General features: G+C 43.2%; 19 protein-coding genes. 11 read left to right on the top strand and 8 right to left on the bottom strand.

Annotated elements, in window-relative coordinates:
- Positions 1-44 precede the first annotated feature (44 nt).
- From JFC08_RS03030 to cysM, 4 genes are all read right to left on the bottom strand, one after another.
- Positions 45-2,597 (bottom strand): RelA/SpoT family protein, encoded by a 2,553-nt coding sequence (locus JFC08_RS03030; RefSeq protein WP_198329655.1) that lies wholly within the window; start codon positions 2,595-2,597, stop codon positions 45-47.
- A 383-nt stretch (positions 2,598-2,980) separates the two neighbouring features.
- Positions 2,981-4,522: a 23S rRNA (uracil(1939)-C(5))-methyltransferase RlmD gene (rlmD, locus tag JFC08_RS03035; RefSeq protein WP_198329656.1), complete on the bottom strand. Its 1,542-nt coding sequence runs from the start codon at positions 4,520-4,522 to the stop codon at positions 2,981-2,983.
- 88 nt (positions 4,523-4,610) lie between these two features.
- Positions 4,611-5,435, bottom strand: a complete 825-nt coding sequence (locus JFC08_RS03040; protein ID WP_198329657.1) for a 3'-5' exonuclease — start codon at positions 5,433-5,435, stop codon at positions 4,611-4,613.
- Between the two features lie 47 nt (positions 5,436-5,482).
- Complete coding sequence (gene cysM / locus JFC08_RS03045) at positions 5,483-6,466, bottom strand: cysteine synthase CysM (protein ID WP_198329658.1); 984 nt, start codon at positions 6,464-6,466, stop codon at positions 5,483-5,485.
- Between the two features lie 513 nt (positions 6,467-6,979).
- On the opposite strand from cysM, the gene JFC08_RS03050 reads away from it, so the two are divergent.
- The 10 genes from JFC08_RS03050 to tsf all read left to right on the top strand — a co-directional run bounded on the left by JFC08_RS03050 (position 6,980) and on the right by tsf (position 20,299).
- Complete coding sequence (locus JFC08_RS03050; RefSeq protein WP_198329659.1) at positions 6,980-10,528, top strand: ATP-binding protein; 3,549 nt, start codon at positions 6,980-6,982, stop codon at positions 10,526-10,528.
- 161 nt (positions 10,529-10,689) lie between these two features.
- Complete coding sequence (locus JFC08_RS03055) at positions 10,690-11,502, top strand: crotonase/enoyl-CoA hydratase family protein (RefSeq protein ID WP_198329660.1); 813 nt, start codon at positions 10,690-10,692, stop codon at positions 11,500-11,502.
- Between the two features lie 317 nt (positions 11,503-11,819).
- Complete coding sequence (locus JFC08_RS03060; protein WP_055125721.1) at positions 11,820-13,079, top strand: multidrug effflux MFS transporter; 1,260 nt, start codon at positions 11,820-11,822, stop codon at positions 13,077-13,079.
- Positions 13,080-13,434: 355 nt separating this feature from the next.
- Positions 13,435-14,319 carry a transporter substrate-binding domain-containing protein gene (locus tag JFC08_RS03065; RefSeq protein ID WP_198329661.1) on the top strand — a complete coding sequence of 295 codons (885 nt, stop codon included), beginning with the start codon at positions 13,435-13,437 and terminating at the stop codon, positions 14,317-14,319.
- A 12-nt stretch (positions 14,320-14,331) separates the two neighbouring features.
- Positions 14,332-16,527 (top strand): ATP-binding protein, encoded by a 2,196-nt coding sequence (locus tag JFC08_RS03070; protein WP_198329662.1) that lies wholly within the window; start codon positions 14,332-14,334, stop codon positions 16,525-16,527.
- Positions 16,528-16,589: 62 nt separating this feature from the next.
- Entirely contained in the window at positions 16,590-16,952 is a 363-nt protein-coding gene (locus JFC08_RS03075) for a response regulator (protein WP_045443633.1), read from the top strand.
- A gap of 29 nt (positions 16,953-16,981) precedes the next feature.
- On the top strand, positions 16,982-17,431 hold the full coding sequence (locus JFC08_RS03080) for a chemotaxis protein CheX (RefSeq protein ID WP_045443636.1): 450 nt from the start codon (positions 16,982-16,984) through the stop codon (positions 17,429-17,431).
- A gap of 41 nt (positions 17,432-17,472) precedes the next feature.
- On the top strand, positions 17,473-17,922 hold the full coding sequence (locus JFC08_RS03085; RefSeq protein WP_055125718.1) for a chemotaxis protein CheX: 450 nt from the start codon (positions 17,473-17,475) through the stop codon (positions 17,920-17,922).
- Between the two features lie 362 nt (positions 17,923-18,284).
- Positions 18,285-19,082, top strand: a complete 798-nt coding sequence (gene rpsB, locus JFC08_RS03090) for a 30S ribosomal protein S2 (RefSeq protein WP_045443642.1) — start codon at positions 18,285-18,287, stop codon at positions 19,080-19,082.
- Positions 19,083-19,414: 332 nt separating this feature from the next.
- Entirely contained in the window at positions 19,415-20,299 is an 885-nt protein-coding gene (gene tsf / locus JFC08_RS03095; RefSeq protein ID WP_198329663.1) for a translation elongation factor Ts, read from the top strand.
- Positions 20,300-20,510: 211 nt separating this feature from the next.
- Here the strand turns inward: tsf and JFC08_RS03100 are convergent, their stop codons facing one another.
- The 4 genes from JFC08_RS03100 to hflX form a co-directional block, all read right to left on the bottom strand.
- A complete protein-coding gene (locus tag JFC08_RS03100; protein ID WP_198329664.1) occupies positions 20,511-21,329 on the bottom strand; it encodes a lytic transglycosylase domain-containing protein in 819 nt (272 codons plus the stop codon).
- 406 nt (positions 21,330-21,735) lie between these two features.
- On the bottom strand, positions 21,736-22,425 hold the full coding sequence (locus JFC08_RS03105) for an LrgB family protein (RefSeq protein ID WP_198329665.1): 690 nt from the start codon (positions 22,423-22,425) through the stop codon (positions 21,736-21,738).
- Positions 22,426-22,447: 22 nt separating this feature from the next.
- The gene (locus JFC08_RS03110; protein WP_198329666.1) at positions 22,448-22,882 is read right to left on the bottom strand and encodes a CidA/LrgA family protein; all 435 of its coding nucleotides are present in this window, start codon (positions 22,880-22,882) and stop codon (positions 22,448-22,450) included.
- 385 nt (positions 22,883-23,267) lie between these two features.
- Positions 23,268-24,731 carry a ribosome rescue GTPase HflX gene (gene hflX / locus JFC08_RS03115; protein WP_198329667.1) on the bottom strand — a complete coding sequence of 488 codons (1,464 nt, stop codon included), beginning with the start codon at positions 24,729-24,731 and terminating at the stop codon, positions 23,268-23,270.
- Between the two features lie 304 nt (positions 24,732-25,035).
- Here hflX and JFC08_RS03120 point away from each other — a divergent pair, with 304 nt between their 5' ends.
- Positions 25,036-25,836 (top strand): lysophospholipid acyltransferase family protein, encoded by an 801-nt coding sequence (locus JFC08_RS03120; protein ID WP_198329668.1) that lies wholly within the window; start codon positions 25,036-25,038, stop codon positions 25,834-25,836.
- Positions 25,837-25,947: the final 111 nt, after the last annotated feature.

Below are 25,947 nucleotides of genomic sequence, written 5' to 3' on the forward strand. Positions count from 1 at the left end.
ATAATAACCTTATGATTCAGTGGACATACTTTATGAGTTTATATCTAAGCGACGGCGCGGCGAGCATGCAAGATACCATGCTGCTGCTCTAGTTTCGCTAAAAGCTTAGATAGGTGTGCCAATCCTGAAACCTCAATATGAAATTTTAAAAAGGCAATGTTATCATCATTACTAAGCGTCTCAACTTGACGAATATTGACATTTTCTTTATCAATAATTTGCGTCAAGTCACGCAACAGTCCGCGTCTATCATAGGCTTCTACGTGAATATCAACGGGTTGATAACGACCAGCTTGTACCCGCCACGAAGCCTCTATTTCGCGCTCAGGATCGCGTTCAATCAAGCGTGAATATTCAGGGCAACCACGATTATGGACACTGACACCTCGTGATAAGGTAATGTAACCAGCAATTGGCTCACCATGCACAGGGTGGCAACAGCCTGCTAGATTGATTTCTATATTATCCAGCCCATCGATACGAATTTTATAAGCATCAATTTTGCCTGCCTCTCTAGCATCTATACTTGGCGCAAAATTTTCTGGCGGTCTTTCAGGTTCTAGGTGCAGCTGGCGGGAGATGTGGCTGGTGAGTTGGTTGAGACCAATGTCGCCTGTGACCAAGCCAACGATAATATCATCAGTCGTATTGACATGGAAATGCTGAATATAGTCGTTTAAATCGATGCTATTGGGATGTACCGATAGTCTTTCAAGCTCTTTACTGAGCATTTGACGACCAATTTCAATGTTCTTATCACGGTCTTGCTTATTGAACCATTGACGCAATTTTGAACGTGCACGGTTGGTATGAATGTATCCAAGTGAAGCAACTAGCCAATCACGGTTGGGCTCACGTGATGCTTTGGTGATAATTTCAACTTGTTCACCCGTTTTGAGTTGATAGGTTAATGGTACATAGCGCTGATTGACTCGCGCAGCTTGGGCACGATTACCGACTTGTGTATGTACATAATAAGCAAAATCAAGAACGGTTGCCCCTTTTGGCAGTTCAGTAATGTCACCATCACGGCTAAAGATATAGATGCGTTCGAGCTCGTCAAAGTCAACGAGTTGCTCTTCTTCGTCAAACTCCATACCCTCTATTTCTTCACCAGTTAGTAAAGATGAGCGAGGTTGGTTACGGGTTTCATTATTGATCGATAACAGTTGGCGCAGCGAGCTGATTCTTTGATTAAGATAATTATCTTTTTTATTCTTTAGACCTTCTTTGTAGTTAACATGAGCACACATACCAAGCTCAGCTTCGAAATGCATTTCATGAGTACGAATTTGTACTTCCAGTGACTTGTTTTCAGCAATGACTGCCGTATGTAGTGAGCGATAACCATTGGACTTGGGGTTGGTAATATAGTCATCGAATTGTTCAGGAATATATCGCCACAAGCCATGTACCAATCCAAGCACGTGGTAACAGTCTGATGGGTTGGTGACCAATACTCGCAGCGCGCGAATGTCATAAAGCTGATCAAACGATAAGCCTTTGAGCTTCATTTTTCGGTAGATAGAGTAGATATGCTTGACTCGTCCAGAGACCTCACCTTCGATATTAGCCTCTGCTAGTGCTTCATTAAGCTTATCTTGTACACGCTGAATATAGGACTCGCGTTCGCTGCGTTTTTCGGAGAGCAGTTTGGCAATCTCTTTATAGCGTTCAGGCGCAAGGTAGCGAAAGGCTAAGTCTTCTAGCTCCCATTTAAGTTGCGCGATGCCCAAGCGGTGAGCTAGTGGAGCATAAATAGTCATGACTTCACGCGCCACCCGATTCTGTCGCTCTTCATTAGAAAAGGTCAATTCGCGCATGGCAAAAGTACGCTCAGCCAATTTGATAAGCACGACGCGTACATCATTGGTGACGGAAATTAGCATGCTATAAATATTAGATAGCTGGTCGCGCTGATTGTTTACGAAGTGATCTTCTAGACGCTTATTGCTTTCAATAATCTCAGACAGCTTACCCATTGCCAAGGTGTCTTTGACTAGGGTCGATATGTCTGCACCGAATTTTTTCTCGATATCAGCGAGGCTTATGATTGATTTTCGCGCACTACGATAGAGCATTGCAGCCACAAGAGCGTCTTCGTCTTGGTAGAGATAGGTCAATATGTCTGTCATGCCAATACCAGTGACATAAGCGCCTGAACGCTCAGACTCTCTAGTATTCATATGACTGCGAATAAATTCACAAGCAGCACTCAAGTGAGGTACAGACTCTTGTCCGATACGTTTGGCGACGTTGTCTAACCAAGTGGGAACATCAATATTGACTTGATCTAAATCAATCGCTTCGAGCTCTTTATCTGACAGAGCATTATTTTTATCTAAAAGCGGGTTATCAGAATATTCGTTTTCAAGCTTTGGATCATGACTATGAAAGGCATGTAGTGCTGAGCGATCAAAAGTGGTGTGTAGCTTATGAGTGGACAGCTGGTATTTGATATCGAGGGGGATTTGGGCATAGCTATTGGCAGACTGGTGCGAGCGTTGGCTCGCGACCAGTTGAGCGGCAAGTGCTGCACTATCGGCTTGGGTGGTCTGTCCATCCACCAGCGGTAATCCTTCACGAATTTTTACCATAGCCGACTCCTCTTAGCTATTTTGAATTGATTATAACCTCATCTACTATGCACACACGTTGAACTTACGATTCATAAAGTATCAGCTATAAACCAATATAACTGCTAAAAAATCTGTTTTTTAGCAGTCATAAAATGCGCGTAAAATATATAAAGCTATGAGTGCAAACGTTCACAAGAATGGAAAAAACCAGCCTAGGAATACTGTTTACTATTATCTCACTTTAAAGAGACAAATCAAGCGAGGCTATGTAATGTCTGCGGTTAATCAGGATAAATAACCATCATTTTTTGCCACCGCTTGACTCAAATTTTGAATCAAGCTCAGTGACATGCAGTATGGCTATTTAACGCTCTGAACCGCTCACTTAACCGTAAATTGAATTACACCGCTACTTTTTCAAAACGAGCGATGGACTCAACATGACCGGTATGACAGAACATGTCCATTACGCCAGCATGAGTCAGACGATAGCCTTGCTCTAACAATGCTTTTGTATCACGGGCGAGGGTTGCAGGGTTGCAAGAGACATAAACGATTCGCTCAGCGTTAAATTTCGGCAAGTACTGCATAATTTCCCAAGCACCAGAACGCGGCGGGTCGATCAATAGCGCATCAAAGCCCTGATTTGCCCAAGGTTTATCAGTACAGTCTTGCGTCAAATCTTGGCTATAAAATTCTGTATTATTGATGCCATTACGACGTGCGTTATCGGCTGCACGTGCGGTCATCGCTTCGCTGCCTTCAACACCAACCACAGAACCTGTCTCACCAACGAGGCGCGCAAGTGGCAAGCTAAAGTTGCCTAGACCACTGAATAAATCAAGTACGCGTTCACCTGCTTTTAAGTCTAACAAATCGCAAGCAAGCTTGGTCATTTGACGATTAACGGACAGGTTCACTTGGGTAAAATCTGTCGGGATAAACTCGAAAGTCAAATCGTATTCTGGCAATTGGTAATATAAACGACCAAATTGCTGGCTCATGTCATCATCTGCAGTCAATGCAATACGCTGGATACTGTCCGCACCCTTAGACTGCAAATATAGCTGCCAGTTGCGTGCGGCAAAAAATACTTTTAGCTTTTCTATATCAGCGTCTGATAACGGCTCCAAGTTGCGTACGATAAGGGCAACGGGCTGATTGCCATCTGGCAGCTCAGGCATTTCCTCACCCATGGCCAACTCAAGCTGAGCAATCTTATTACGACTCTCTAGCGTACTAATCAGTGTTTTTAAGTTTTCAATCTCAAAACCAATTCTTGGATCTAAAATATGACACTCATTTAATTCTGCCAAAAAGTTACTTGAGCGCTCACGAAAACCGACAAGCGCGGTTTCTTTTTTGGTGACATAACGCACACCCAATCGTGCTTTGGTACGATAACCAAGACGATCACCAACCACTGGAGCGAGCCAGTTATCAGGCGTGACATTGGCTTGGTGTATCAGCATTTCAGCCAGTACAGATTGCTTAAAGTTGATTTGACCGTCTGGCTGCCAGTGTTGCAAATTACAGCCACCACACACCCCAAAATGTGGGCAGGGCGGTACGGCACGTTCAGAATTTGGATTGGCAGTAATACTGACAGCCTCGCCTTCTTCAAAGCTGGCACGGCTATTGGTTATTTTGACCAAGGCACTTTCACCTGGCAATGCAAAGCTTACAAAGATTTTTTTGCCATGTTTGTCTTCGATATGGCCATCGTCTATACCAAAACCATTACCATAAACGGCAACGCCGCGACCATCATGCGACAAACCATCAATGGTGAAGGGCAGAGGTTCTGCATCCTTTAGACGGCGGCGTGTCTTTGATGAGGGTTTAGATTTTTTCTTATTAGGCGGAATAGTAATCGTTTGGGTCTCGCTCGTTGCTGGCGTAACATCAGAGGTTGTAGACGTTTTTGAATCGGTGGGTTGCATAAACCTGCCTTAATAATAAATGATAAATAACTAAAGAAGTGAGGATAAACGCGATGTCTTATAACGCGCCTTCATATAACTTCATTTGTTATGATGTGGGCGCAGATGACCAATCAGCGATGAAGTCTTGATGGCGAGCATGACCATCCGCTTGGGTATATTTTACTAAATAGTCATAGCTCTGCTGCTGCCAAGCGTCAAAATCTTGTGAGGATAATTGTCCAGTTAAACGCAACCAGCGCAAATAGATTAGCCATGTATTCATGACGTCAGACTCGCAATAAATAGACAGCGTTTGCCAGTCATCGTTATTGACAAGCTCACCAACCATACTACCGTCGACAGCTGTTTTACCCGGTAGACCATATAAACTTGCGACAATATCCATGGCTTCGCGGCGGCTGGCACCATACTGGCTAAATCTGTCCATCAAATCAAGGTGACGGGTGTGGAAGCGATTGACATAATTATCAAAGCGCATGTTTTTGATGCGCTCGCCTTCTTCAAATAACCATGGCGCTGATAAATCGTATTGCATAGCCCGATATATCAGTACAGGAATATCGAAACCTGAGCCATTCCAACTAATAAGCTGTGGCAGTTTTTCGATGTCACTAAATGCCCGAAAAAATTTGGCAAGAATATCTTTTTCACTGAATTTATCAGCGGTCAATGAGAACAACGAAAACTTGCCATCTTTGATATATAACGCTGAGATACAGACAATACGCTGCAGTGGCAAGCGCATAAAGTCATGCCCAGCTTCTTGTATTCGAAGCGCTGTGAGTGCGCTCAATGCATCTGCATCATTCAACTCTGCCAATTGCGGATAGATACGGCGCGCCGCATCGGTATCAGCGACAGTTTCGATATCAAAGACCAATATAGGGTCGGATGGTAGAGCTTGTGACATAAGAAATCCTGATTGAATCAACTAAACTTAGCAGCGTTGTCTGTGCGTTAATTAACTTCTATATTGTTATCGACATTGCTGGCGTCAATATTGTCGTCGTGAATATTGTATAAACCCGTCGACAAATAACGATCGCCGCGATCACAGACAATAAAGGCGATGACAGCATCAGGGTTTTCTTTAGCGACTTGTACGGCAGCCCATGCTGCAGCACCTGATGAAACGCCCGCGAAAATACCTTCGGTTTTGGCCAGTTTGCGCATATAAACTTCTGCGATACGCTGATCCACATCCATGATTTCATCAACCAAATCTGCGTTAAAGATACCCGGCATGTAAGCTGCAGGCCAGCGGCGAATACCAGCAATCGAAGCTTCTTCATCAGGCTGTAGTCCAATGATTTTGATATCTGGATTTTGTTCTTTGAGGTATTGCGATACACCAGTAATGGTACCAGTGGTGCCCATTGAGCTAATAAAATGAGTGATTTTTCCTGCCGTTTGCGCCCACAGTTCAGGCCCTGTGGTCAGGTAATGGGCATGACTGTTATCAGGGTTATTAAACTGATCTAATACGATGCCTTTGCCATCTGCTTGCATTTGCAGCGCCAAATCGCGTGCGGCTTCCATGCCTTCATCCACCTCGATTAACGTCGCACCATACGCAATCATGGCGTCTTTGCGCTCTTGAGTTGAATTGGTTGGCATCAGTAGCGTTATCGGATAGCCACGCATCGCCGCGACCATGGCTAACGCGATACCAGTGTTGCCACTCGTGGCTTCAATCAGCATGTCGCCCGCTTTGATGTCACCGCGCTGTTCTGCTTGATAAATCATATTAAAAGCAGGACGATCTTTAACAGAGCCCGCTGGATTGTTACCTTCAAGCTTGGCCAGTAACGCAGCACCATTGGTCAGCTGCTCTTGCTCAGGTAAGCGCTGTAATTTAACCAATGGCGTCTGACCGACGCAATCAGCAAGTTTGATGACTTGAGTAATGAAATTAGAGTTGGAGATAGCCGTTGCGGACATAAAGTATCCTTGTTAATTTTTAAAATTGATTTTTAATTACCGTTTATTTTTTAATTGTCATTTTGATTTTTGAATAAATATCTTGATACGGCTGCTATTGAGTGAAGTGAGTGATTTGATCGTTAATGACATTTCTGTCGCTTTAACGAAATAGCAATAAATGAAAAGTTGCGTCATTATATCATTTTGTTTTTGGCTACGCTGAAGGCATCAAGAGATTTTGGTAAATGAGTGGTGTTTAAAAAGGGCTGGACAGTTAAAATGCCTTTGCGTCATAGCCACTCACCATGATCGATGAAATGCGTTATAGTTATGGCAATATATAGGTACGGCAATAACAAGAACCATTAAATTTTATCATGGGTAGGCAGTTATTATTTTTAAAATGACGATAGCTTTGAAATGAGAATAGCTTTGAAATGAGCACAGCCCCTAAAAAAATTATGATTGGCTAACACCGCTTACCGCCGCTATTGATTCATAGTGCAATTTTCTGTAGAGAGTAAAGCTAGCATGGCATACAAAAAACGTTTTGATACTAGCAGTGCGTATGGCCAGTTGATTATATTGGTGTTTCTACCCATTTGTATCTTGGCAGCGGTGGGCGGTATTTTGGTCTTTTATGAGACCATGCGTGCCAGCAATTCCGAACAAGAAGTATTGGCGGAGGCGGTGCTGATTCGTTATACCCCAGCGATTGCAGAGCTAATCCCTGAGCTGTTAGCGCAAGAGCGCCAGCAAGCAGACGGCGAACCCAATGCTGATGGCGAAGTCAGAGCAAATGATGCCACTCAAACGACCATCACGAAGCTTGAGGAAATTCAAGATAAGCTGGGTCGTATGCAGTCCGAGCAACATGTACAGCGAATTGCGATCATCAATGAAAGTAATCAGGTGCTCGCCGCAGTCGGTTATGGACTGAACGAAGCATGGCCTGCAATAGACACAACAAAGAATTTTTTATCGCAGCAACCAACGCCTATTGGAACCGCTTATGGCAGTGTATTAGGAGAGTTTGAAGGACAAAAACTGTGGCTGCTCGTCGATATGGACAATGAACCACTCTATATCGCCCGCTACCGTATCGCCATGGCATTAGTGATTACCGGCTTGTTCACCATTTTGATTTTATTGCTGAGTTTAAACATTTATTCAAAGCGCTGGATAGCACCAATTTATGAGCTGCGTTTGCAGTTGCAGCGTACCCATGTCGACAATTTGTATCAGCCTATTCCCGTTGAGTCAGATGGTGAGCTAAACTTATTGCAGCAAGACTTGGTCAAAACGTTACGCCGCTTGCATAGGAGTTTTCAGGAATTAAAAGACCATGCCGAGCAAACCGAGGATGATTTGCGCCTTGCGTTTGATGAGATGGAAATGCAAAACATCTCTATTCGTAATGCACGTGATGCGGCAATTTCAACCAGCCAAGCCAAATCGGCGTTTTTGGCGAATATTAGCCACGAGCTGCGCACGCCATTAAACAGTATCGATGGCTTTATCAATTTGCTAGCAAGGCATGGCGAATTGAATCCTGAACAAGATTTGTACGTGCAAACCATACGTAAGTCATCAGCACACTTGCTTGCCTTGGTTAACGATGTTTTGGATTTCTCTAAGATTGAAGCAGGCAAGCTGGTACTTGACCGTCATGAGTTTGACCTTTATGACACCATTTATGACGTGGTCGATATGCTTTCGCCTGTATCCGCAGAAAAAGGTCTGCGCATGGCGGTGCTGTTTTATAATGATGTGCCGATGCGTATCAATGGCGATGCCCTGCGCCTCAAGCAAGTATTGACCAATATCGTCGGCAATGCGATTAAATTTACCGACAGTGGCGATGTGGTGGTGCGTGTCAGCTTGGATGATCATCGTGATAATTATCTCATGATCAGTGTGCAAGACAGCGGTAAGGGCATCTCTTTAGCTGATCAAAAGATGCTGTTCCAAAGCTTTAGCCAAGGTGACCCTTCAATCACTCGTCAGTATGGCGGCACAGGGTTGGGGCTCGTTATCTCCAAGCAATTAACGCGGCTGATGGGCGGTGATATTGGCTTTCATGATAACGCTCAAGAGAATATTGCCAATCAGGGCGCGACGTTTTGGTTTCGGATGCCAGCACATGTCGATGTGTTGGAAGCCGCTACTGGTCAGACAATTGAGCTACCGGTCTTGGCTCCATTGGCGAGTGAGACCGATGAGTTTAATGTATTGGTATGGATCAATCATACCGCCTCTATCCAAGTGCTCAAAGCCAGCTTGCAATATTTGCCGATTAAATTGACCCAAGCCAACTCCTTACCGGGCGTACTTGAGTCATTAAAAGAGCATGGTAATTATTGGGATTGGGTCATCGTCGATGATGATACCCAAGACGATATGATGGCGTTACTCAAACAAATTCGTCTGCATTACCAAGGCAAGCTTGCGGTATTTGGTTATCAAGTTGCTGCCGATCAAGCATTACTAAATCGTTATCATGCCAATATTTTGTATGAACCTTTAGACAAAAGACAGCTCTATGCCATGCTCGACACCCAAAATCGCAGTACCAAAAAAAGCGTGCAAGAACCGCGCTGGACAGGGGTGACGGTACTGGCAGTCGACGATCATCTGCCCAATTTGTTGGTGCTCGATGCATTACTTAGTGAGCTTGGTATTCAGGTCATCACAGCGAGTAGTGGTTTTGACGCCATAGAAATTATCAGCAAACAACAAACCAAAAATCTTAAAACCACAAAGAATGATAAGCAAAGTCTGTCGAATAAAACGCAAATCTCTAAAGCTGAAACGCGCGATGAGGTGAATAAAAAATCAAATAGTACGCTTTATGAAGAGATGAATACCGATGATAAAGTCGCTATTCAGGATAAAGGACATATTGATCTAATATTCATGGACATCCAAATGCCGCGTATGTCAGGGCATGAAGCCGCAAGACAAATTCGTAATATTGAAAATGATGATAACCGTATCCCGATTATTGCGTTGACTGCACATGGTTTGGCTGATGAGCGAGACAAACTGATCGCCAGTGGCATTAATGACTATGTAGGTAAACCCATTAGCCAGCCTCAGTTGTTACAAGTGCTGCAAAAATGGCTTGGACGCACAACGACAATGCCGCAGTTAACAGCGTTGCCTGCTACCAATCTGCACAGTACGGATGTGCACAATACTGATGTGCAGGTTATCGATTTATCAAAAGAGAATTCACACTCTACCGACTCACAAAATAGGGAGGCTGAAACGTATTCAACGTGGCCATCAGACTCTACAACCATTGCTTATCCTATGGTGAAAGGGGATGAAAATAACCGTCATAGCGGTTCTAATACAATCAATCAGCCAAAAATAACGCGTCCTTTATCATTGAAGAAAATTCGTGATAATTACTTGCGAGATAGCCAACCTCGTGAGGATTATAGACGCGAAACACCGCGCGACACCCAGCCACGCTATGAAAACTTACGCTTATATAAACAAGGACAGTCGCCACTATTAAAGCCATCGGAAACACCGATAAATAGTGCTCACGATGGAGTGGCAATGCCTACAGACTCCCACACATATGCGCAAGAAACAAAGGGTTGGGACAGCAGTCACCACCATTTAAGCCATCACTCTTTGGGGGCTAATGAAGGTGATGGGTTTGCTATTTTAGATTGGCAAGACGCGTTGACCCGCTCAGCGAATAAGCCCGACTTGGCAGCCAAGCTTATCATTATGATGCTCGATACTATTAATGATGAAAAGCAGGCGCTGACGCAAGCGTGGGACGCCCGTGATCGCAGTATGCTAGCGCAAATTGCCCATCGCATCTTAGGCGGCAGTCGTTATACTGGTGTGCCGCAATTACGTCAGGCCAGTCAAGACCTAGAAGATAAATGCTTGCTGAATGTCCAACACACCACCCCTGCGCAGTTTGCCATGCTTGAGCCATATTATGCCGCATTAATAACAGCGTTAAATAATTTGCAGGCGCTGGATTTATCAGCCTATCCTCAGCTCAATTATCATCGTTTGAGTGAAAATGATATGACGTGGAAAATGATTTAGAAGTGATGGTTTTATGACATAAATGGTGAATCGAATCGTTGCAGTCAGTTATTGATGAGGTAGCGTCGTAACAAGGCTGTTAATATTGTTGCCATCAGCTTTAGACGTATCGGCATCGTATTTAGATGCCATTTCTATTTTATTCATGAATAAGGATTGTTATGAACGCGATTGCCACTTACCAATATGAAACCTTACAAGTTAGTATGACCGACAATATACTCACGGTAACCTTAAATCGCCCACACAAAAAAAATGCCATGAGCTTTAAAGTGGTGAAAGAGTTGATTGCTGTCGCAGAACGCATTGGTAAAGATAAAACGATACGTGCGGTGATTTTAAATGGTGCTGAAGGCACGTTTTGTGCGGGCATAGACTTGGGTGATTTGAATCATCCAAAAAATCAAGCGTTCGCCGTTTGGGAGCTGGTCAAACCGTGGCAGAGCTCATTCCAGCGTGTTTGTCTGGTATGGCGCGATGTGCCTGTACCAGTCATTGCCGTACTAGAAGGCTATTGTATCGGTGCAGGGCTTCAGCTAGCGCTGGCTTGCGATGTGCGTATCAGTCATCCAGATTGCAAACTGTCTATTATGGAAGCTAAGTGGGGGCTGGTACCAGACATGGGTTTGACGCAATCGGCGTTTGGCGTGGTACGTGAAGATGTGCTAAAAGAGCTTGCCATGAGTGCACGTATCGTGACTGCCAGTGAGGGCAAAGCATTGGGTCTTGTCAGCCATTGCAATGAAGCGCCACTTGAGCAGGCGCAAGAGCTCGCTGCCGAATTTGCAGAGCGCTCTCCTGATGCGGTGTTGGCGAGTAAGCGTGTGGTCAACGCTATGTTCCAGCAGCCAGCCACTACTTTATATAAAGAAAAAGTATGGCAGCTTAAAATGATGCTCGGTCGTAATCGCAAGCTTGCGTTAAGAAAAGCCAAGCAAGCCAGTACGGCATTTGGTAAGCGCCAGTTCCGCTAAATATCTTTTACTAATTATGCCGCTATGCTGACGCTCAGACCTATTTTGACAAATTATTGTGATTGTTTTTAGTTGTTATTGTTTGTTTTATTCACGTCATACCTCTATTGAAATGTGAGCGGATAGTACGATATAACACTGTCCACTTGCGCCGCTGTATGCAAATGTGCACTAATGGTGGCAATGACCCTTGTTTTCAGTATTGAGTAAAGACCAAATATTAAAGACAATGGAAGCCTGAATACTACAATAACAATCACTAGAGTGTATTGAACCTTTATAACGATTTAATACACTCTATATAAAATGGTCTGAATATGTCTGCTCCAAAATCCTCTCTACCCAATCGACCCATTGCTTCTGAGCGCGTACGCTCTGCTGATTTGCCTGTTGCATGGATTATGATGCTTGGACTTATCGTGGCAGTGGGGCCATTGTCTATTGATATGTATCTGCCTGCATTACCATCGATGGCAGATGACTTTGGTGTCTCCACAGCCTTTATGGCCAACTCTGTTCCTGCTTATTTTTTAGGCTTGGTATTTGGCCAGCTATTTTATGGTCCATTTAGTGATCGTGTTGGTCGCGTTAAGCCTTTATATATCGGCATGACGCTATATGTCATCGCCTCCATTGTTTGTGCGACTACTAATAACGAGTATGTATTATTCGTTGGGCGGACGATGCAAGCGCTTGGTGCGTGTGTCGGCGCGGTGGTCACTCGTGCTGCGATTCGCGATCGATTGACTGCCAAACAAACCGCAAAAGCCTTTTCTATTATGATTTTGGTGATGGGTTTAGCGCCGATATTAGCCCCATCGCTTGGTGCGCTATTTCTACAGTTTTTTAGCTGGCACTCTATTTTTTGGTTTTTGGCTGCTTTTGGCACGTTGAATTTATTACTCACAAAGTTTTTCTTCTTTGAAACGTTGACGGAAGAAAATCGTAATGTACGTCCTGCAAGAGAAGTACTGAGTCAGTACTGGGACTTATTAAAAGACCCGACGTTCAATTATCCAGCGATTGGTGGTGGCCTGCTAATGGGGGCGATGTTTGTTTATATCAGTTCAGCCTCTGAGTTGATTATGGATACCTATGGGGTATCCGCAACCCACTTTGCTTGGTTATTTGGGATGAATGCTGCTGGTTTTGTGGGTTTGACTCAGCTGAATCAGTGGCTCACCAATCGCTTTCGTATTTTGAGTATTTTGCGCTTTGGTGCGATGATGCAGGTTATTTCTGCAGGCGTACTATTTGTAATAGGTCTATTTTTGGGTACTGATGCTTGGCTTCCACTGGTGCTGGCTTGTATTTTCTTCTGTATCGCAGGCTTAGGTCTGACTCAGCCCAATGCCTCTGCTATTGCGCTGGCCTTTCAAAAACGCCGAGCGGGCATGGCAAGTGCGCTACAAGGCTCGCTCATGTTTTCAGTCGGTATCTTTGGTGGATTATTATTAAACCTATTTCCAGTTAATCCCGTACTCAAAATTGGTATTGCGATGTTCGCTTTGATGAGTCTTGGCTGTTTTTTAATTTGGCAGATAGATCGTAATTTAAATCTGGACGATGCGGAGTAAGCCAGAGACTTTATAATTCTTGCACTAGCATCTTAAAAGGCATTCTTACATTGATTATGTAAGGATGCTTTTTTTGTGCTTTTTATTTTATTTTTTGCCTAAAAATGCTCATAAAACAAGACCATATTACAAGTTTTCAGTCGTAAAGGTAGACTTATGTACGCCCTTAATATCCTTTATTTGCCATATATAACAAATTGTACGTAATAACTAAACATAATTATTGCAATCATAAAGTTAGGCAAGTATTATCAAACGTAACTTTCTGTAAGTAAGTATTGTGAAGATATTGCCTAACCTTGCTAGATTGTCATTAATTAATATGTACAACCACGTGAAGCTTTAAGGGTAAATTATGATGCAGTTATATCGAGTGTTACCAATTGTATTGAGTGTTGGCCTGTTTGGCTGCGGTAACTCTTCCACTCAAGAAAATGCCAATTCGACTGGTACGCCAGTAACAGAAAATAAAGATAATTTTGTCAGTAATTTGCCTGATACGGCACCAACATTAAAGGTCGCTATGACGGGTGATTTACCACCTTTCTCATTTCAAGATGACTATGGCAATATGCAGGGCACGGACGTTGATTCCATTAGAGCTATCGGCGAGGAGCAAGGCTTTAAAGTCGAGTTTTATAAAGAAACTTGGCAAGATATGTTCGATAGTGTGGAGTCAGGAAAACGTGATTTAGCTATTTCTGGTATCTCTTATAAAGATGATCGTGCGGTAAGATATGGTCTATCAACGCCTTACTTTTTTAACCCAGCTACCATCATGTACTTGGAAGGTAAGTTTGATATCAAAGGCTTAAACGATATAAAGGGTCTAAAAACTGGTACGTTGGCAGGTTCTAAAGAAGAAGATACTCTAAAACAGATGGGTAGCTCGGTTGAGTTGGTTTCAAGATCTACTGCATTTTTGGCTTATCAGGACTTAGTACAAGGTAAGACTGATGTTTTCTTATACGACATGCCAGTGCTGCAGTACATCATAAAAGGTTATCCAGAACATAAAGTGAAGATTGTACCTTATGAAGCGGCAGACGCACCTTCAGCGCAACAAGTCGTATTAATGGCAAAAGAAAATACTCAGTTGATTAATACGGTTAATGAGGGTATTGCTAAACTGAAAGCAAAAGGGACATTTAAGGAAATTGAAGCGCGCTGGTTAGGTGAGGCTGTACCTGCATCTGCTGATAAGAGCAATTCTGATACTAATACTACGCAATTGAACTAAGGAATTCTGAAGATGGCAACCACTCCCAATGTTGACAATAAGCGCTATCAAGGTCTGATCATTTCAATTGCACTATTTTTATCGCTCATCGGTGCTTTGTTAGCCTTTACGTTCTATACCTCAAACTTATTAGAAAGAAATACCGCTTTAATTGACCAAACCAACCAAGTCGCTAATAGCGCGCAGGCGGTAATTAAAGATTTATTTGACTTAGATAATAGCTATGGCGAAGATACGAACTCTCCGCATATTCAGCGCGTTTTGGAGCGTTTGGAGGAAAATACGGCGTTGATTACCAGCTCTATTGCTGCTATTGAGCAAGGTGCAACGATCACTGACGTTGATGGCAAAACTTATGATCTGCCAAAGATTGACAGTAACGCACAAGTAAACATTACCGCGGCTAATGAGCAGTGGAAAGCGTTAGAGCCTAAGATTCAAGCATATCTCAAAGATGCTGATAATATTATGGTTTCCTCTGAAGATGATCTGACCCAAGCCGTTGAACAAGCCAAGACGTCAAGTCTATTGATTAACGATTCGTTAGATAATTTGACCAAAGATGTTTTTAATAGTGCCGAACGCCAAGCGACGACCATTCGTCTTATTCAGGTACTTGGTGTTGCCGCCATCTTTACCTACTTTCTAATTTTTGTATTCTTCTTTGTACGCCGTTTACGTGAAACCGATGCTGAAGCGTTCGCTGCTCGTCGCGAGACACAAGAGATTATGGAAACGGTAAATACGGGTCTATTCTTACTTGATAAAGACTTGAATATTGGTCAGCAGCATTCTCGCGCACTGAATGATATTATCGGTGAGGACAGATTGTCAGGAGAGAACTTTACTAACGTTTTACGTGGGCGTATTTCTGATAAAGATCTGAAAACCACACAGCAATTTATTGAGCAGCTTTACAATCCACGCGTTAAAGAAAAATTGGTAGATTCTCTCAATCCACTGCACAAAGTCATGCTACACAACAATGCTGGTGATAAAGCACAGAATAATCGCTTCTTAGACTTCAAGTTCTCACGTGTTTATGACAACAAAGACATTGCCCGTATTTTGGTCAACGTTAACGATGTATCGGATGCCGTATATTTAGAGCAGCGTCTAGAAAAAGAGCGCTCGCAAAACGACATGCAGATTGAGATGCTCACCACTATCTTGAATGTAAATCCAAAAATCATTAATGAGTTTATTGATAATACTCAGATGCATATTGAGAAGATGAACAATATCTTGAAAAATCCTGGTAGCTCACAATACGAGCTTGAGGGCAAACTAAAAGCCATTTACCGCGAAATGCATAGCTTAAAAGGTGAAGCTTCTGCGCTAAAACTGCACAGCTTTACTAAAATTGCCTCAGATGCGGAAGACAAACTGCACGCATTGCAAAACCAAGGTCAATTATCTGGTAACGATTTCTTGCCATTGGCCGTACATTTGGATGACTTGTTAAGCTTATCAAATACCATTGCAACGTTAGGTGAGCGTATCAACCGCTCAGCACCAGCAGCCGCAAAATCTAGCGTATCAGCAGCAATTTCTGAAAGTCAGTCAATTGCCAGATCGGCTACCAGCTCAAGTAATGGCATGGCCACTGATGGTGGTTTGGACATCAATTTGGGTAGTGATGCAGACGATGCAAATAATGATCACTTGGTTTTTTATAAAGACTTTGCCGATGATATCGCAACTAGGCAAGGCAAACAGGTCACGCTCAAAAGCCTGACATTAACCCAAGCCAATATACCAGAGCATCTGGTAAAGCCGATTAAAGAGATTAGCATTCAGCTACTACGTAATGCTGTGGTACATGGTATTGAAGCGCCAAGTGTTCGTCAGACGACGGGTAAAGCAGTCGTCGGTACGATTGATTTAGAGGTGCAAGACAGTGGCGCAGATGTGACGCTGATTGTGCAAGATGATGGTCAAGGTATTGATTATGACAGCATTCGTGCCAAGTTAAGCAGTGATGGTCGTTTTAGTACGGAAGAAGCTAGCCAGCTCAGTCAGGGCGATTTGCTCAAGCAACTATTTGTATCGGGTTTCTCTACCCGAGACGACGCGGATGAAGATGGCGGACGCGGCGTTGGTCTCGATATTATCAAAGCAAAAGTAAAAGAGTATGGTGGCAAGCTGAATGTAAACAGCGAATTTGGTCAGATGACACGGTTTGTGGTTACTTTACCCAAAGCTTAATTAACAACAGTAGGTATATTGTCAAGGACGACAAACACTTCATTAAAGGTAATAGATCAGTTATGCATAAGTTAATGATTGTTGATGATTCAAATATTATTAGAAATCGTATTCAACGCGCGTACGATTCAGGGCAGTTTATGCTGGTTGCGACGGCAACCAGTGGTGTTCAAGCCATTGAAAAGTTCAATGTCCATCGTCCTGATGTAATCACCATGGACTTGACCATGCCACAAATGGACGGACTTGAATGCATTGAGAAAATCATTGCGATTGACCCTGAAGTACGCATTTTAGTGGTGTCAGCACTGTCTGATAAAGCCACTGGCATTGAAGCATTGTCGTTGGGTGCCAGCGGATTTTTGTGCAAGCCTTTTTCAGAAGAAGAGCTTGTAGAGTCTTTGTATGAGCTAATGCAAGACTAAACCATTCAACGACTTAAGTAGATGTCATTATGAAAGAACAAAAGCTACAGATTTTTTTAAGTATTATTAGTAATTATTTTAATCAGTTTGGGGGCGAGGAGCTTGTCGCTGATACCCCATATCTGTTAGAGAACAAACAGCCAAAAGTTCATGATTATACGGGTGTGATCGGTATATCGGGTGGACAAAAAGGCGTGGTGTATTTTTCCGCAACCCGTCAGTTATTGTCCGCTATACTGGATAGCATGGGTGAAACGGATAAAAGCGATGAGAATTATATCGATTTGGCTGGTGAAGTGGCCAATACAATCGCTGGTAACGCGCGTAAAGAGTTTGGCTCAGAGTTTCATATTTCTGTGCCGTTTGTATTTAAAGGCTCTCCACAAAGTATTGTGTTGCCGAATGATGAGCGTTCTTTTATCATTCCCATCACTTGGAACTCGCAGATAGGCGAGATTGTGGTCTGTTTGCAGGATTAACGTTGCTGCCACCGCGTCATAAAGATGGATATTAATATATTATGGTTAAAGTAGAAAAATTGGGTGTGTTTCTGAGCTCAATCAATGCATTTTTTGCACAAATTGATGGCTCGGAAGTGTCCATTGATACCCCTTATTTAAATCATAACAAGAGTGCTGTTGGTTATGATTATAGCGGCGTTATCGAGATATCAGGGCCTATTGAAGGCTGTGTGTATGTGAGTGCGCCAAGCGTGATGTTGCGAGAGGTCATAAAAGTGATGGGCGAGCCTGACTCATCGATCACGATGATGAAAGATCTGCTCGGTGAGATGGCCAACACTATCTCTGGTAATGCTCGTACTGAGTTTGGCTCAGAGTTTATTATCTCGCCGCCGCATATTGTTGAGAGCGCACCAAGCGTGTCTTATTTGCCAAAAGATCGCCAAAGTTACGTCACGCCATTTACGTGGCGTGGGTATAAAGCGGTCATTGGTATCTGTATAGCTTAATCTACAGCTGCTCATTTATTCAGTATAAAGAACGACGTTAATGCGTCGTTTTTTTATGCGTTATCATCTACTTAAACAGCATAATAGCGCTAGCAGTCGCTAAGCATTATGTGATAAAATACAGCCCAGCTATTTTTTATCACATCGTATTTTTACGTTCAAACGATAGCTAAATTTTTTAAACCAACCCATCAACCAATGACACACACATCATGGCAAAAAATTGCTGGGTGTTTGGCGACTTGATTAATTTGCAAAAAAGTTAGTGCTGCCACAATGAGCATTAACCGTTAGCAGATGCGTGTCGCTAGATAGGCAGTTTTTGTGATGTGGAGGCATAACCCAACCAATAGGAATTTCACATGTCTACAAAGAATCCAACCAAAATCGAAATGCGCGACTTACTACAAGCCGGCGCTCACTTTGGTCACCAAACACGTTTTTGGAATCCAAAAATGGGACCATACATCTTTGGTGCCCGTAACAAGATTCACATCATTAACCTTGAGCACACAGTAAAAGCGTTTAACGAAGCATTGACTTACGTTAACGGCTTAGCTGCCAAGAAAAACAAAGTATTGTTCGTAGGTACTAAACGCGCAGCAAGCGGTATCATCGCTGAGCAAGCAGCACGCGCTGGCATGCCATACGTTGACCATCGCTGGTTAGGTGGTATGTTGACTAACTGGAAAACACTTCGCCAGTCAATCAACCGTCTAAAAGAGCTAGAAAAGCAAGCAGAAGACGGTACTTTCGCCAAGCTTACTAAGCGTGAAGCGTTAGAGCGTACTCGCGATATGGAAAAACTTGAGCGTTCACTAGGCGGTATTAAAGATATGGGCGGCCTACCTGACGCAATCTTCGTTGTAGACGTAGATCATGAAGCGATTGCTATCAAAGAAGCTAAAAATCTAGGTATCCCAGTTATCGGTATCGTTGATACTAACTCTAGCCCAGATAACGTTGATTACATCATCCCAGCAAACGATGATGCTATCCGTGCTGTGACATTGTATGTGACTTCTATGGCTGATGCGATTATCGCTGGTAAAGAATACGCACAGACTCAAGCGGGCGGCAAAGCTGAGCAAGAAGCACCTGCTACTGAAGAAGCACCAGTTGAAGCCAAAGCAGAAGAAGCGGCGACTCCAGCAGAATAATTGGCTGACCCAAAAGGTTTAACTTTGTAAGGATAGCTTGATAGTCACACTATCTGCATCCATATAACGTTATTAACAGCGTATAAGCTCACAATAGGCATGATGTAGTTTTACTCGTCATGCCTTATTGTTGATGGAACACTCGTCAATAAGCGAGTATTATCGCTTATATATGCCCTCGTGATGCACAATATCTGTCATTACAATGATGTCTGTTATCACGATCAACCATGAGTGCTTCCATTACTATAAGAGCGATATAGTACCAATAGATAGCAAAGATATATCTCATAGAAATTAAGCACTCCCATACATAATAAAAGGTAACTCTTATGTCAGAAGTAAAAGTATCTGCCAAAATGGTAAAAGAATTGCGTGACCGTACTGGTCTTGGCATGATGGAATGTAAAAAAGCGTTAGAAGAATCAAACGGCGATGTAGAAACTGCCATTGATAACCTACGTAAATCTGGTCAAGCCAAAGCAGCTAAAAAAGCTGGTAACATTGCAGCTGATGGCGCTATCATCATCGCTCAAGGCGACAACAAAGCATTCTTGTTAGAAGTGAACTGCCAAACTGACTTCGTTGCAAAAGACGAAAACTTTACGGCATTTGCAGAAGCAGTAGCGAACATTGCATTAGAAAACAATGTGACTGACGTAGCTGCTATTGCTGAATTGCCATATGGCAATGGTCAGACTGTTGAAGAAGCTCGTGTATCTTTGGTACAAAAAATCGGCGAAAACATCCAAGTACGCCGCGTTGAAGTATTAGAAGGTAGCAACCTTGCTTCATACCGTCATGGTCTACGTATCGGTGTTGTGGTATCTTTTGAAGGCGGCAATGCAGAGACTGGCAAAAACCTTGCCATGCATATCGCTGCGTTTAATCCAGTTGCGGTTGATGACGAAAGTGTCGATGCTGATTTATTAGCACGCGAAAAAGACATCATCGAAGCAAAAGCTCGTGAGTCTGGCAAGCCTGATAACATCGTTGAAAAAATGATCGAAGGTGGCCTACGTAAGTACCTAGAAGAAGTGACTTTACTACGTCAGCCATATGTTATGGACAACGAGAAGAAAGTTGGTGATGTACTAAAAGCTGAAGGCGTAAAAGTACTTGCTTTCAAACGTCTAGAAGTTGGTGAAGGCATTGAGAAAAAGCAAGAAGATTTCGCTGCTGAAGTTGCTGCAACACAAGCACTGGCTAACAAGTAATTTTTAAATTTTGCTAAGAAGAATGGTGAGTGCTAAACTTTTTGGTTTGGTACTCACCGATCAGCTTTATTGTTAATCTTGTATCGAACTCAAAAAATATGACAAGATAGATTATGAATTACTAGATAAAGCCTCTTAGCACAAAAAAGCCCGTTAATATAATTAACGGGCTTTTTTACGTTTGGATTCAACGGTTCATGTAGTCTTCATTTTAGCGTAGCGCATCATATGCTGAGTTGGCATAGCTGGCACTATTGCTATTACTGCTGGTACCATAGCTGACGTTTTGTAAGCCACTACTGAGACTAGGATTGGCGATTTGATTGCTAGCGTTCATGGTACTGCCTGATAGCCCTGAGTCGTTTTTATACAAGCTATGGTAACGGCTCATGACATTTTTGACATAGTTACGGGTTTCCTTAAAAGGCGGGATGCCGTTATATTTATCAACGTTACCTTCACCCGCATTGTAGCCCGCAACCGCAAATTCTACGTTGTTATTAAAACGCTTCATCAGCCATGCAATATATTTAGCAGAGCCTTCGATATTATCTGCAGGGTTCCAAGGATTGCTGACTTTAAAGCGTCGCGCAGTCGCTGGCATTAGCTGCATGAGACCTTGCGCACCGACAGGTGAGCGTGCATTCGGGTTAAAGGCGGATTCGCTATGCATCATTGCTTTTATAAGCCCAGGATCTACTCCATGACGCTGAGCTGAGGCGCGAATATAACTGTCGTATGAGTTGCGGCTTCCGCTACTGCTGGCAGAGCTACTACCGTAATTACTGCTGCTATTGTCACTACTACCGTCATACATTTTAGAATCTTTGTAGTAAGTGACTTTTACCTTTTTGGTGAATTTGTCAAAATTACCACTTGGATTGACGTTAGTGAGTAAGACTTGTCCGCCTTTGTCTTTGTAAATATACATATTACCTGCTTGAGCAGCAACAGATAGGCTGGATAAGGCGACAGCGGTCAATAAAACAGGAGACAAGCAGCGAGTCACTAAGGTTGTAACATTTATCATAGGGTTATCACTTTTCATCGAGTAATAGCAAATTGCTTTGCCTATAGGCGCGTCGTTCTGCGCATTTAAGCGGTTATCGTGCTGGTAGGATTTTATCGCTATAAACGATAGAGCACCCTAGCAAAAACCACGTCTAACTAGAAACCACTCGCATTGGATACAAAAAATAATAGTTGCTTACTATAACATATAATAACTTTTCGACGCATACGATTATCAGTACAAAGCATAAAAGTCATTTTTAATTTGTAAAAAAATCAACACACTACCGTTTTTGAGTACGTTGATTGAGTATCGGCTTTATTGTTTTTAGGCGTATGTGGTACGTGAATATTCTGGCTGTGGCAATGAATGAATCATGAGAAATAAAAGCTGTTTGGAGCACTGGGAAGTGCTTTGAACAGGGTTATATAAAAAGTGCACTGATAAAAATAGGCACCCAAACGGCGGTGACCAGCCCGTTTACTGCCAATCCAAATGCCGCATAACGCCCAGCAGTGTGGCTAATTTGCCATGCTTCGACGGTACCAAAAGCATGCGCTGCCAATCCAAGTGCTAAGCCCTTGGCGCGGTCATCATCGATACCGCGAAATAAAAAGCGCGCCAAAGTACCACCGATAAGCCCTGAGACAATAATAATTAAGTTCGCCATGGCTAGTGGTGCTTTAATTAGATCTGCGACACTCAGACCGATTGGGGTGGTCACTGAACGCGTTGCGAAAGCGAGTATGGTGTCGTGACTTAATGAAAATAAATAAGCCAATGACATCGGTAGCAATGCACCAACCACACTTGCAAGGATAACTATGAGAGTAAGCTTTTTGACTGGCAGACCTTTAAAGTTCATTGCTGCTAATGGTACTGCCAACAGTACGGTGACATATCCCAATAAGTGATCAAATACAGGCTTGGCAACATCGTAATAATCGTTGTAATCCCATTGTAGGATAAACAAAAATAAGAGAACAAGCGCCAACGCCGTAATCACCATCGGCAGCCATGAGAGCTTACGTGCCAATACACGAGCAGTCACATGGGCGATTAGCGTTAATAATATCGCCGCAAAGGTTGCCACAAACACGTTATCAAAAGTCATTGCATTTCCTTGTTCATGCAGCTCATAGCTGTTCTTTGTGCTCTTCAACGGTGGTGCTATCGATGCTAACATCGTGATTGAGCGAACGGTTGGCAAGTATGGCAAGTCCCCAAAGCGGTATGAGTGTGCTAATAATCATCGTCAGCATAACGCCCCAAAGCTCATCACCTAAAGCGAATAGCAGTAAACCTGCACCTGCAGACACGGGCAAAAAAGCAAAACCGCTATCCACCAATAAAGTATTACTGGCTTGGGTGAGCCAACTGGGCAACCCTTTAAGTAATCGCCATGTCATCAAAATAAAGAACATGGCGACCAATCCAACGATGTTGGCAGCCTTTTCTATTCCTGCTAATTGACAGATGATAACGGCTGATTCACGAACCACGATGACCATCGTGAGTGTCAGGATTAATGCAAGCCATAGCGGCAAATGGGCGGAGTGAGTAGATTTCATAAGAAATACTGGCCGATTTAGAAAGAGATAGGATAGGAGCAACAAAATAGGTAACCACATTCTAATGAGTGTGTTCTATCTATCAATGATATGAATATTGGTTGAACCTATAGCCGATGATTATATAGAGAGTAGGCAAACTAATAAAGCTTATAGCATATCGTCAGTGCGATTATAAATAGCAACAGCGTTAAGCTCGCTTAATATAATGAATGTATCATTTGCGCCAGGCTACCTTGTGCTCACTTTAAACGACGTCAACTATGGTAGCGCGTTTTCGTGATCGGGTAACCTATAAAATTTAATGCTATGTGCCAAAAAAAGGATGATATCAATGGATATCATCCTTTTGTCTTTTATAAAGCTATTTTACAGATTCAGTCATTTATATCTTTGAGTCAGGAGTTTCCGCTTCTACTGCTAATTCCTCTGACTTAGCGGCTTCAGAATTCAGCGCATCAAACTCATCAAACGCTTTTTCTTCTGCTTCGGTCATCGTCGGCTCTTCAACCTCGTCAGGCTTTTCGAAGTCTTCAAGTACTGGCATCAATAATGTGGCTTGTGCTAATGGCAGTACATCTAAAGGCTCTAAATTGGCCTGACCCAATAGTTGTCTTAGCGTATCGCTTGGCAAGCGAATCGTTAAACACTCATGCCCGCTGTCATCGTAGCTCTCTTCCTGAATAACACCCAGCTCATATAAGGCGTTTTTTAACTGACCTGCATGATAAGGTAAGGTCAACTCAAAGGTGGTGAGTGTACCAGTAAGTAACTGCTGGACGGCTAACGACAACTCTTCCATACCTAGATTTTCTCTAGAAGAAACATAGACGCGATTGGGTTGTCCTTCGCTAGCATAACCAATATGTGCAGGCTCATCTGTCAAATCAATCTTGTTGTAGACATTGAGCACTGGTACATCATTATCAATCTCTGCTAATACGTCTTTGACCGCTTGAATTTGCTCATGCATATCTTCACTAGAAGAATCGATAACGTGTAGCAATAAATCTGCTTCCAAGGTTTCTTCTAATGTCGCATGAAAGGATTCGACCAACTCATGCGGCAGATGACGGACAAAACCTACCGTATCGACTAAAACAACACGACCAACACCCTGCCAGTCTAAACGGCGTAAAGTAGGATCAAGCGTGGCAAATAGTTTATCCGCTGCGTAGATATTCTCGTCGACCAAGCGGTTAAATAGTGTCGATTTACCAGCGTTGGTATAACCGACAAGCGAAATCGTCGGCACATCTGATTTTTGGCGGCGGGCTCGACCTTGCGCACGTGTCTGTCTGACTTTCTCGATTCTGCTTTTAAGCTGATTCACGCGCACTTGTAGCAAGCGACGATCGGTCTCAAGCTGGGTTTCACCGGGTCCACGTAGACCAATACCGCCTTTTTGACGCTCCAAATGCGTCCAACCTCGTACCAAACGCGTCGATAAATGGTTGAGCTGCGCCAGCTCTACTTGTAGCTTACCTTCATAAGTACGGGCACGCTGCGCGAAAATATCCAATATCAAACCCGTACGATCCAGTACGCGACATTTTACCAAGGCTTCAATATTACGCTCTTGTGATGGCGATAAGCTATGGTTAAATAAGACGATGTCCGCATCATGTTCGCGTACCAATTCTGCTATTTCTTCTGCTTTACCGCTACCAACGAAGTATCTGGCGTCGGGTCTTTGGCGTGAGCCTGTGACTAAAGCCAAACGATCAGCCCCTGCTGAGTCTGCTAACAGCTCAAATTCACCTAAATCATCAGGATCTTGAATTTGACGGATGTCTAAATGTACTATAATGGCGCGCTCGCCACCTTCGTGTCTTTCAAAATAATCCAAAGAGTATCACCTATTTAATAAAGTAAATATATCGCTATTATCCATTCAGTAAACGTCGATATAGCGTTCATATGACCATATATATGTGGTCTTATCAGTTAATATTAAAGCGTTCTAGCACAATTAACGATGGTTTTATGTTACAGCGTAAATGAAAGCCATAGGCAAATCAGTGAACGCAGTAGAACTGGTTGAATAAACAGCAACTCAGTGAACAAATCGTCACTGACTGAATAAATTTTGTTATACTCATGGCGCTTGTTTACGATATATAATCATAAGTTTTTAACCACGAGGGACACAGATGAGCCAATCTAAGTCAGGCTTCTCACTCAGACAACAGTTGGGGCGCGGCAAACAAATTGCTGGCATGACCACCACTATCGCTGGTGGATTGCGCGCCGCCCAACGTATTGGAGCATTTAAGCAGCCACCACGCGAAAAATTGCCGCGCTATATTCAAGCCTTTTGCCGCAAAATGGCAGGCTCTTTTGGCGTCAAGGTTGTGGCAGTCGAGCGGGTAGAGCAGCACCACGGATTATGGGTATCCAATCATGTGTCATGGATGGATATCCCTGTGGTGGGTACACTGAGTCCTGCTTTTTTCTTATCCAAAGCCGAAATCGGTGAATGGCCTGTATTTGGCAAGCTGGCTCATGCAGCAGGCACGGTATTTATCGAGCGTGGTTCCGGTGATGCAGGGTCGGTCGCCGCCCAAATTGCCAGTTTTTTGACCAAAGGTTTCTCAGTCATATTCTTCCCTGAGGCGACCACCACCGATGGCAAAAAAATCAAGCGTATTCATGGCACGTTGCTACAAGCTGCCATAGATGCTGACGTGCCCGTACGCCCGATGGTAATTGCTTATGTCAATAAAGACGGCACGTTAAGTGAAGAGTTGCCTTACTATGGCAAGCTTACGATGAAAGAGAGCCTAAAAAAGGTACTCGATACGAAAGATGTGACCGCCTATGTATTGCCACTTGAGCCAATAGATCCCAAAGGGTTGAGCAAAAGTGAATTGACGGACTTGTTACAAGCCCGTATGCAAGAAGGTTTGGCCGAACTACATTCGCGAGTCTTAACGAAAGTCGCTAAAGTTTAAGCGGTGACAGCATAATAGTTGCGAATATTTAACACGCTCTAATAAAAAGGCGCAAATCGCTCAGTTCATAACTGCGATTTGCGCCTTTTTTTGTCGATTATAAATGCTACA

Origin of the sequence: Psychrobacter cibarius, assembly GCF_016107535.1 — a bacterium.
Lineage (GTDB): Bacteria > Pseudomonadota > Gammaproteobacteria > Pseudomonadales > Moraxellaceae > Psychrobacter > Psychrobacter cibarius.

Bases quoted from the DNA above. Each gene is read 5' to 3' on its own strand.
- JFC08_RS03120 (WP_198329668.1), top strand. From the start codon at position 25,036: ATGAGCCAATCTAAGTCAGGCTTCTCACTCAGACAACAGTTGGGGCGC.
- JFC08_RS03040 (WP_198329657.1), bottom strand. From the start codon at position 5,435: ATGTCACAAGCTCTACCATCCGACCCTATATTGGTCTTTGATATCGAA.
- JFC08_RS03065 (WP_198329661.1), top strand. From the start codon at position 13,435: ATGATGCAGTTATATCGAGTGTTACCAATTGTATTGAGTGTTGGCCTG.
- JFC08_RS03105 (WP_198329665.1), bottom strand. From the start codon at position 22,425: ATGACTTTTGATAACGTGTTTGTGGCAACCTTTGCGGCGATATTATTA.
- JFC08_RS03030 (WP_198329655.1), bottom strand. From the start codon at position 2,597: ATGGTAAAAATTCGTGAAGGATTACCGCTGGTGGATGGACAGACCACC.
- JFC08_RS03110 (WP_198329666.1), bottom strand. From the start codon at position 22,882: ATGAAATCTACTCACTCCGCCCATTTGCCGCTATGGCTTGCATTAATC.
- cysM (WP_198329658.1), bottom strand. From the start codon at position 6,466: ATGTCCGCAACGGCTATCTCCAACTCTAATTTCATTACTCAAGTCATC.
- JFC08_RS03085 (WP_055125718.1), top strand. From the start codon at position 17,473: ATGGTTAAAGTAGAAAAATTGGGTGTGTTTCTGAGCTCAATCAATGCA.
- rpsB (WP_045443642.1), top strand. From the start codon at position 18,285: ATGTCTACAAAGAATCCAACCAAAATCGAAATGCGCGACTTACTACAA.
- JFC08_RS03060 (WP_055125721.1), top strand. From the start codon at position 11,820: ATGTCTGCTCCAAAATCCTCTCTACCCAATCGACCCATTGCTTCTGAG.
- JFC08_RS03055 (WP_198329660.1), top strand. From the start codon at position 10,690: ATGAACGCGATTGCCACTTACCAATATGAAACCTTACAAGTTAGTATG.
- JFC08_RS03075 (WP_045443633.1), top strand. From the start codon at position 16,590: ATGCATAAGTTAATGATTGTTGATGATTCAAATATTATTAGAAATCGT.
- JFC08_RS03050 (WP_198329659.1), top strand. From the start codon at position 6,980: ATGGCATACAAAAAACGTTTTGATACTAGCAGTGCGTATGGCCAGTTG.
- JFC08_RS03080 (WP_045443636.1), top strand. From the start codon at position 16,982: ATGAAAGAACAAAAGCTACAGATTTTTTTAAGTATTATTAGTAATTAT.
- JFC08_RS03100 (WP_198329664.1), bottom strand. From the start codon at position 21,329: ATGATAAATGTTACAACCTTAGTGACTCGCTGCTTGTCTCCTGTTTTA.
- rlmD (WP_198329656.1), bottom strand. From the start codon at position 4,522: ATGCAACCCACCGATTCAAAAACGTCTACAACCTCTGATGTTACGCCA.
- JFC08_RS03070 (WP_198329662.1), top strand. From the start codon at position 14,332: ATGGCAACCACTCCCAATGTTGACAATAAGCGCTATCAAGGTCTGATC.
- tsf (WP_198329663.1), top strand. From the start codon at position 19,415: ATGTCAGAAGTAAAAGTATCTGCCAAAATGGTAAAAGAATTGCGTGAC.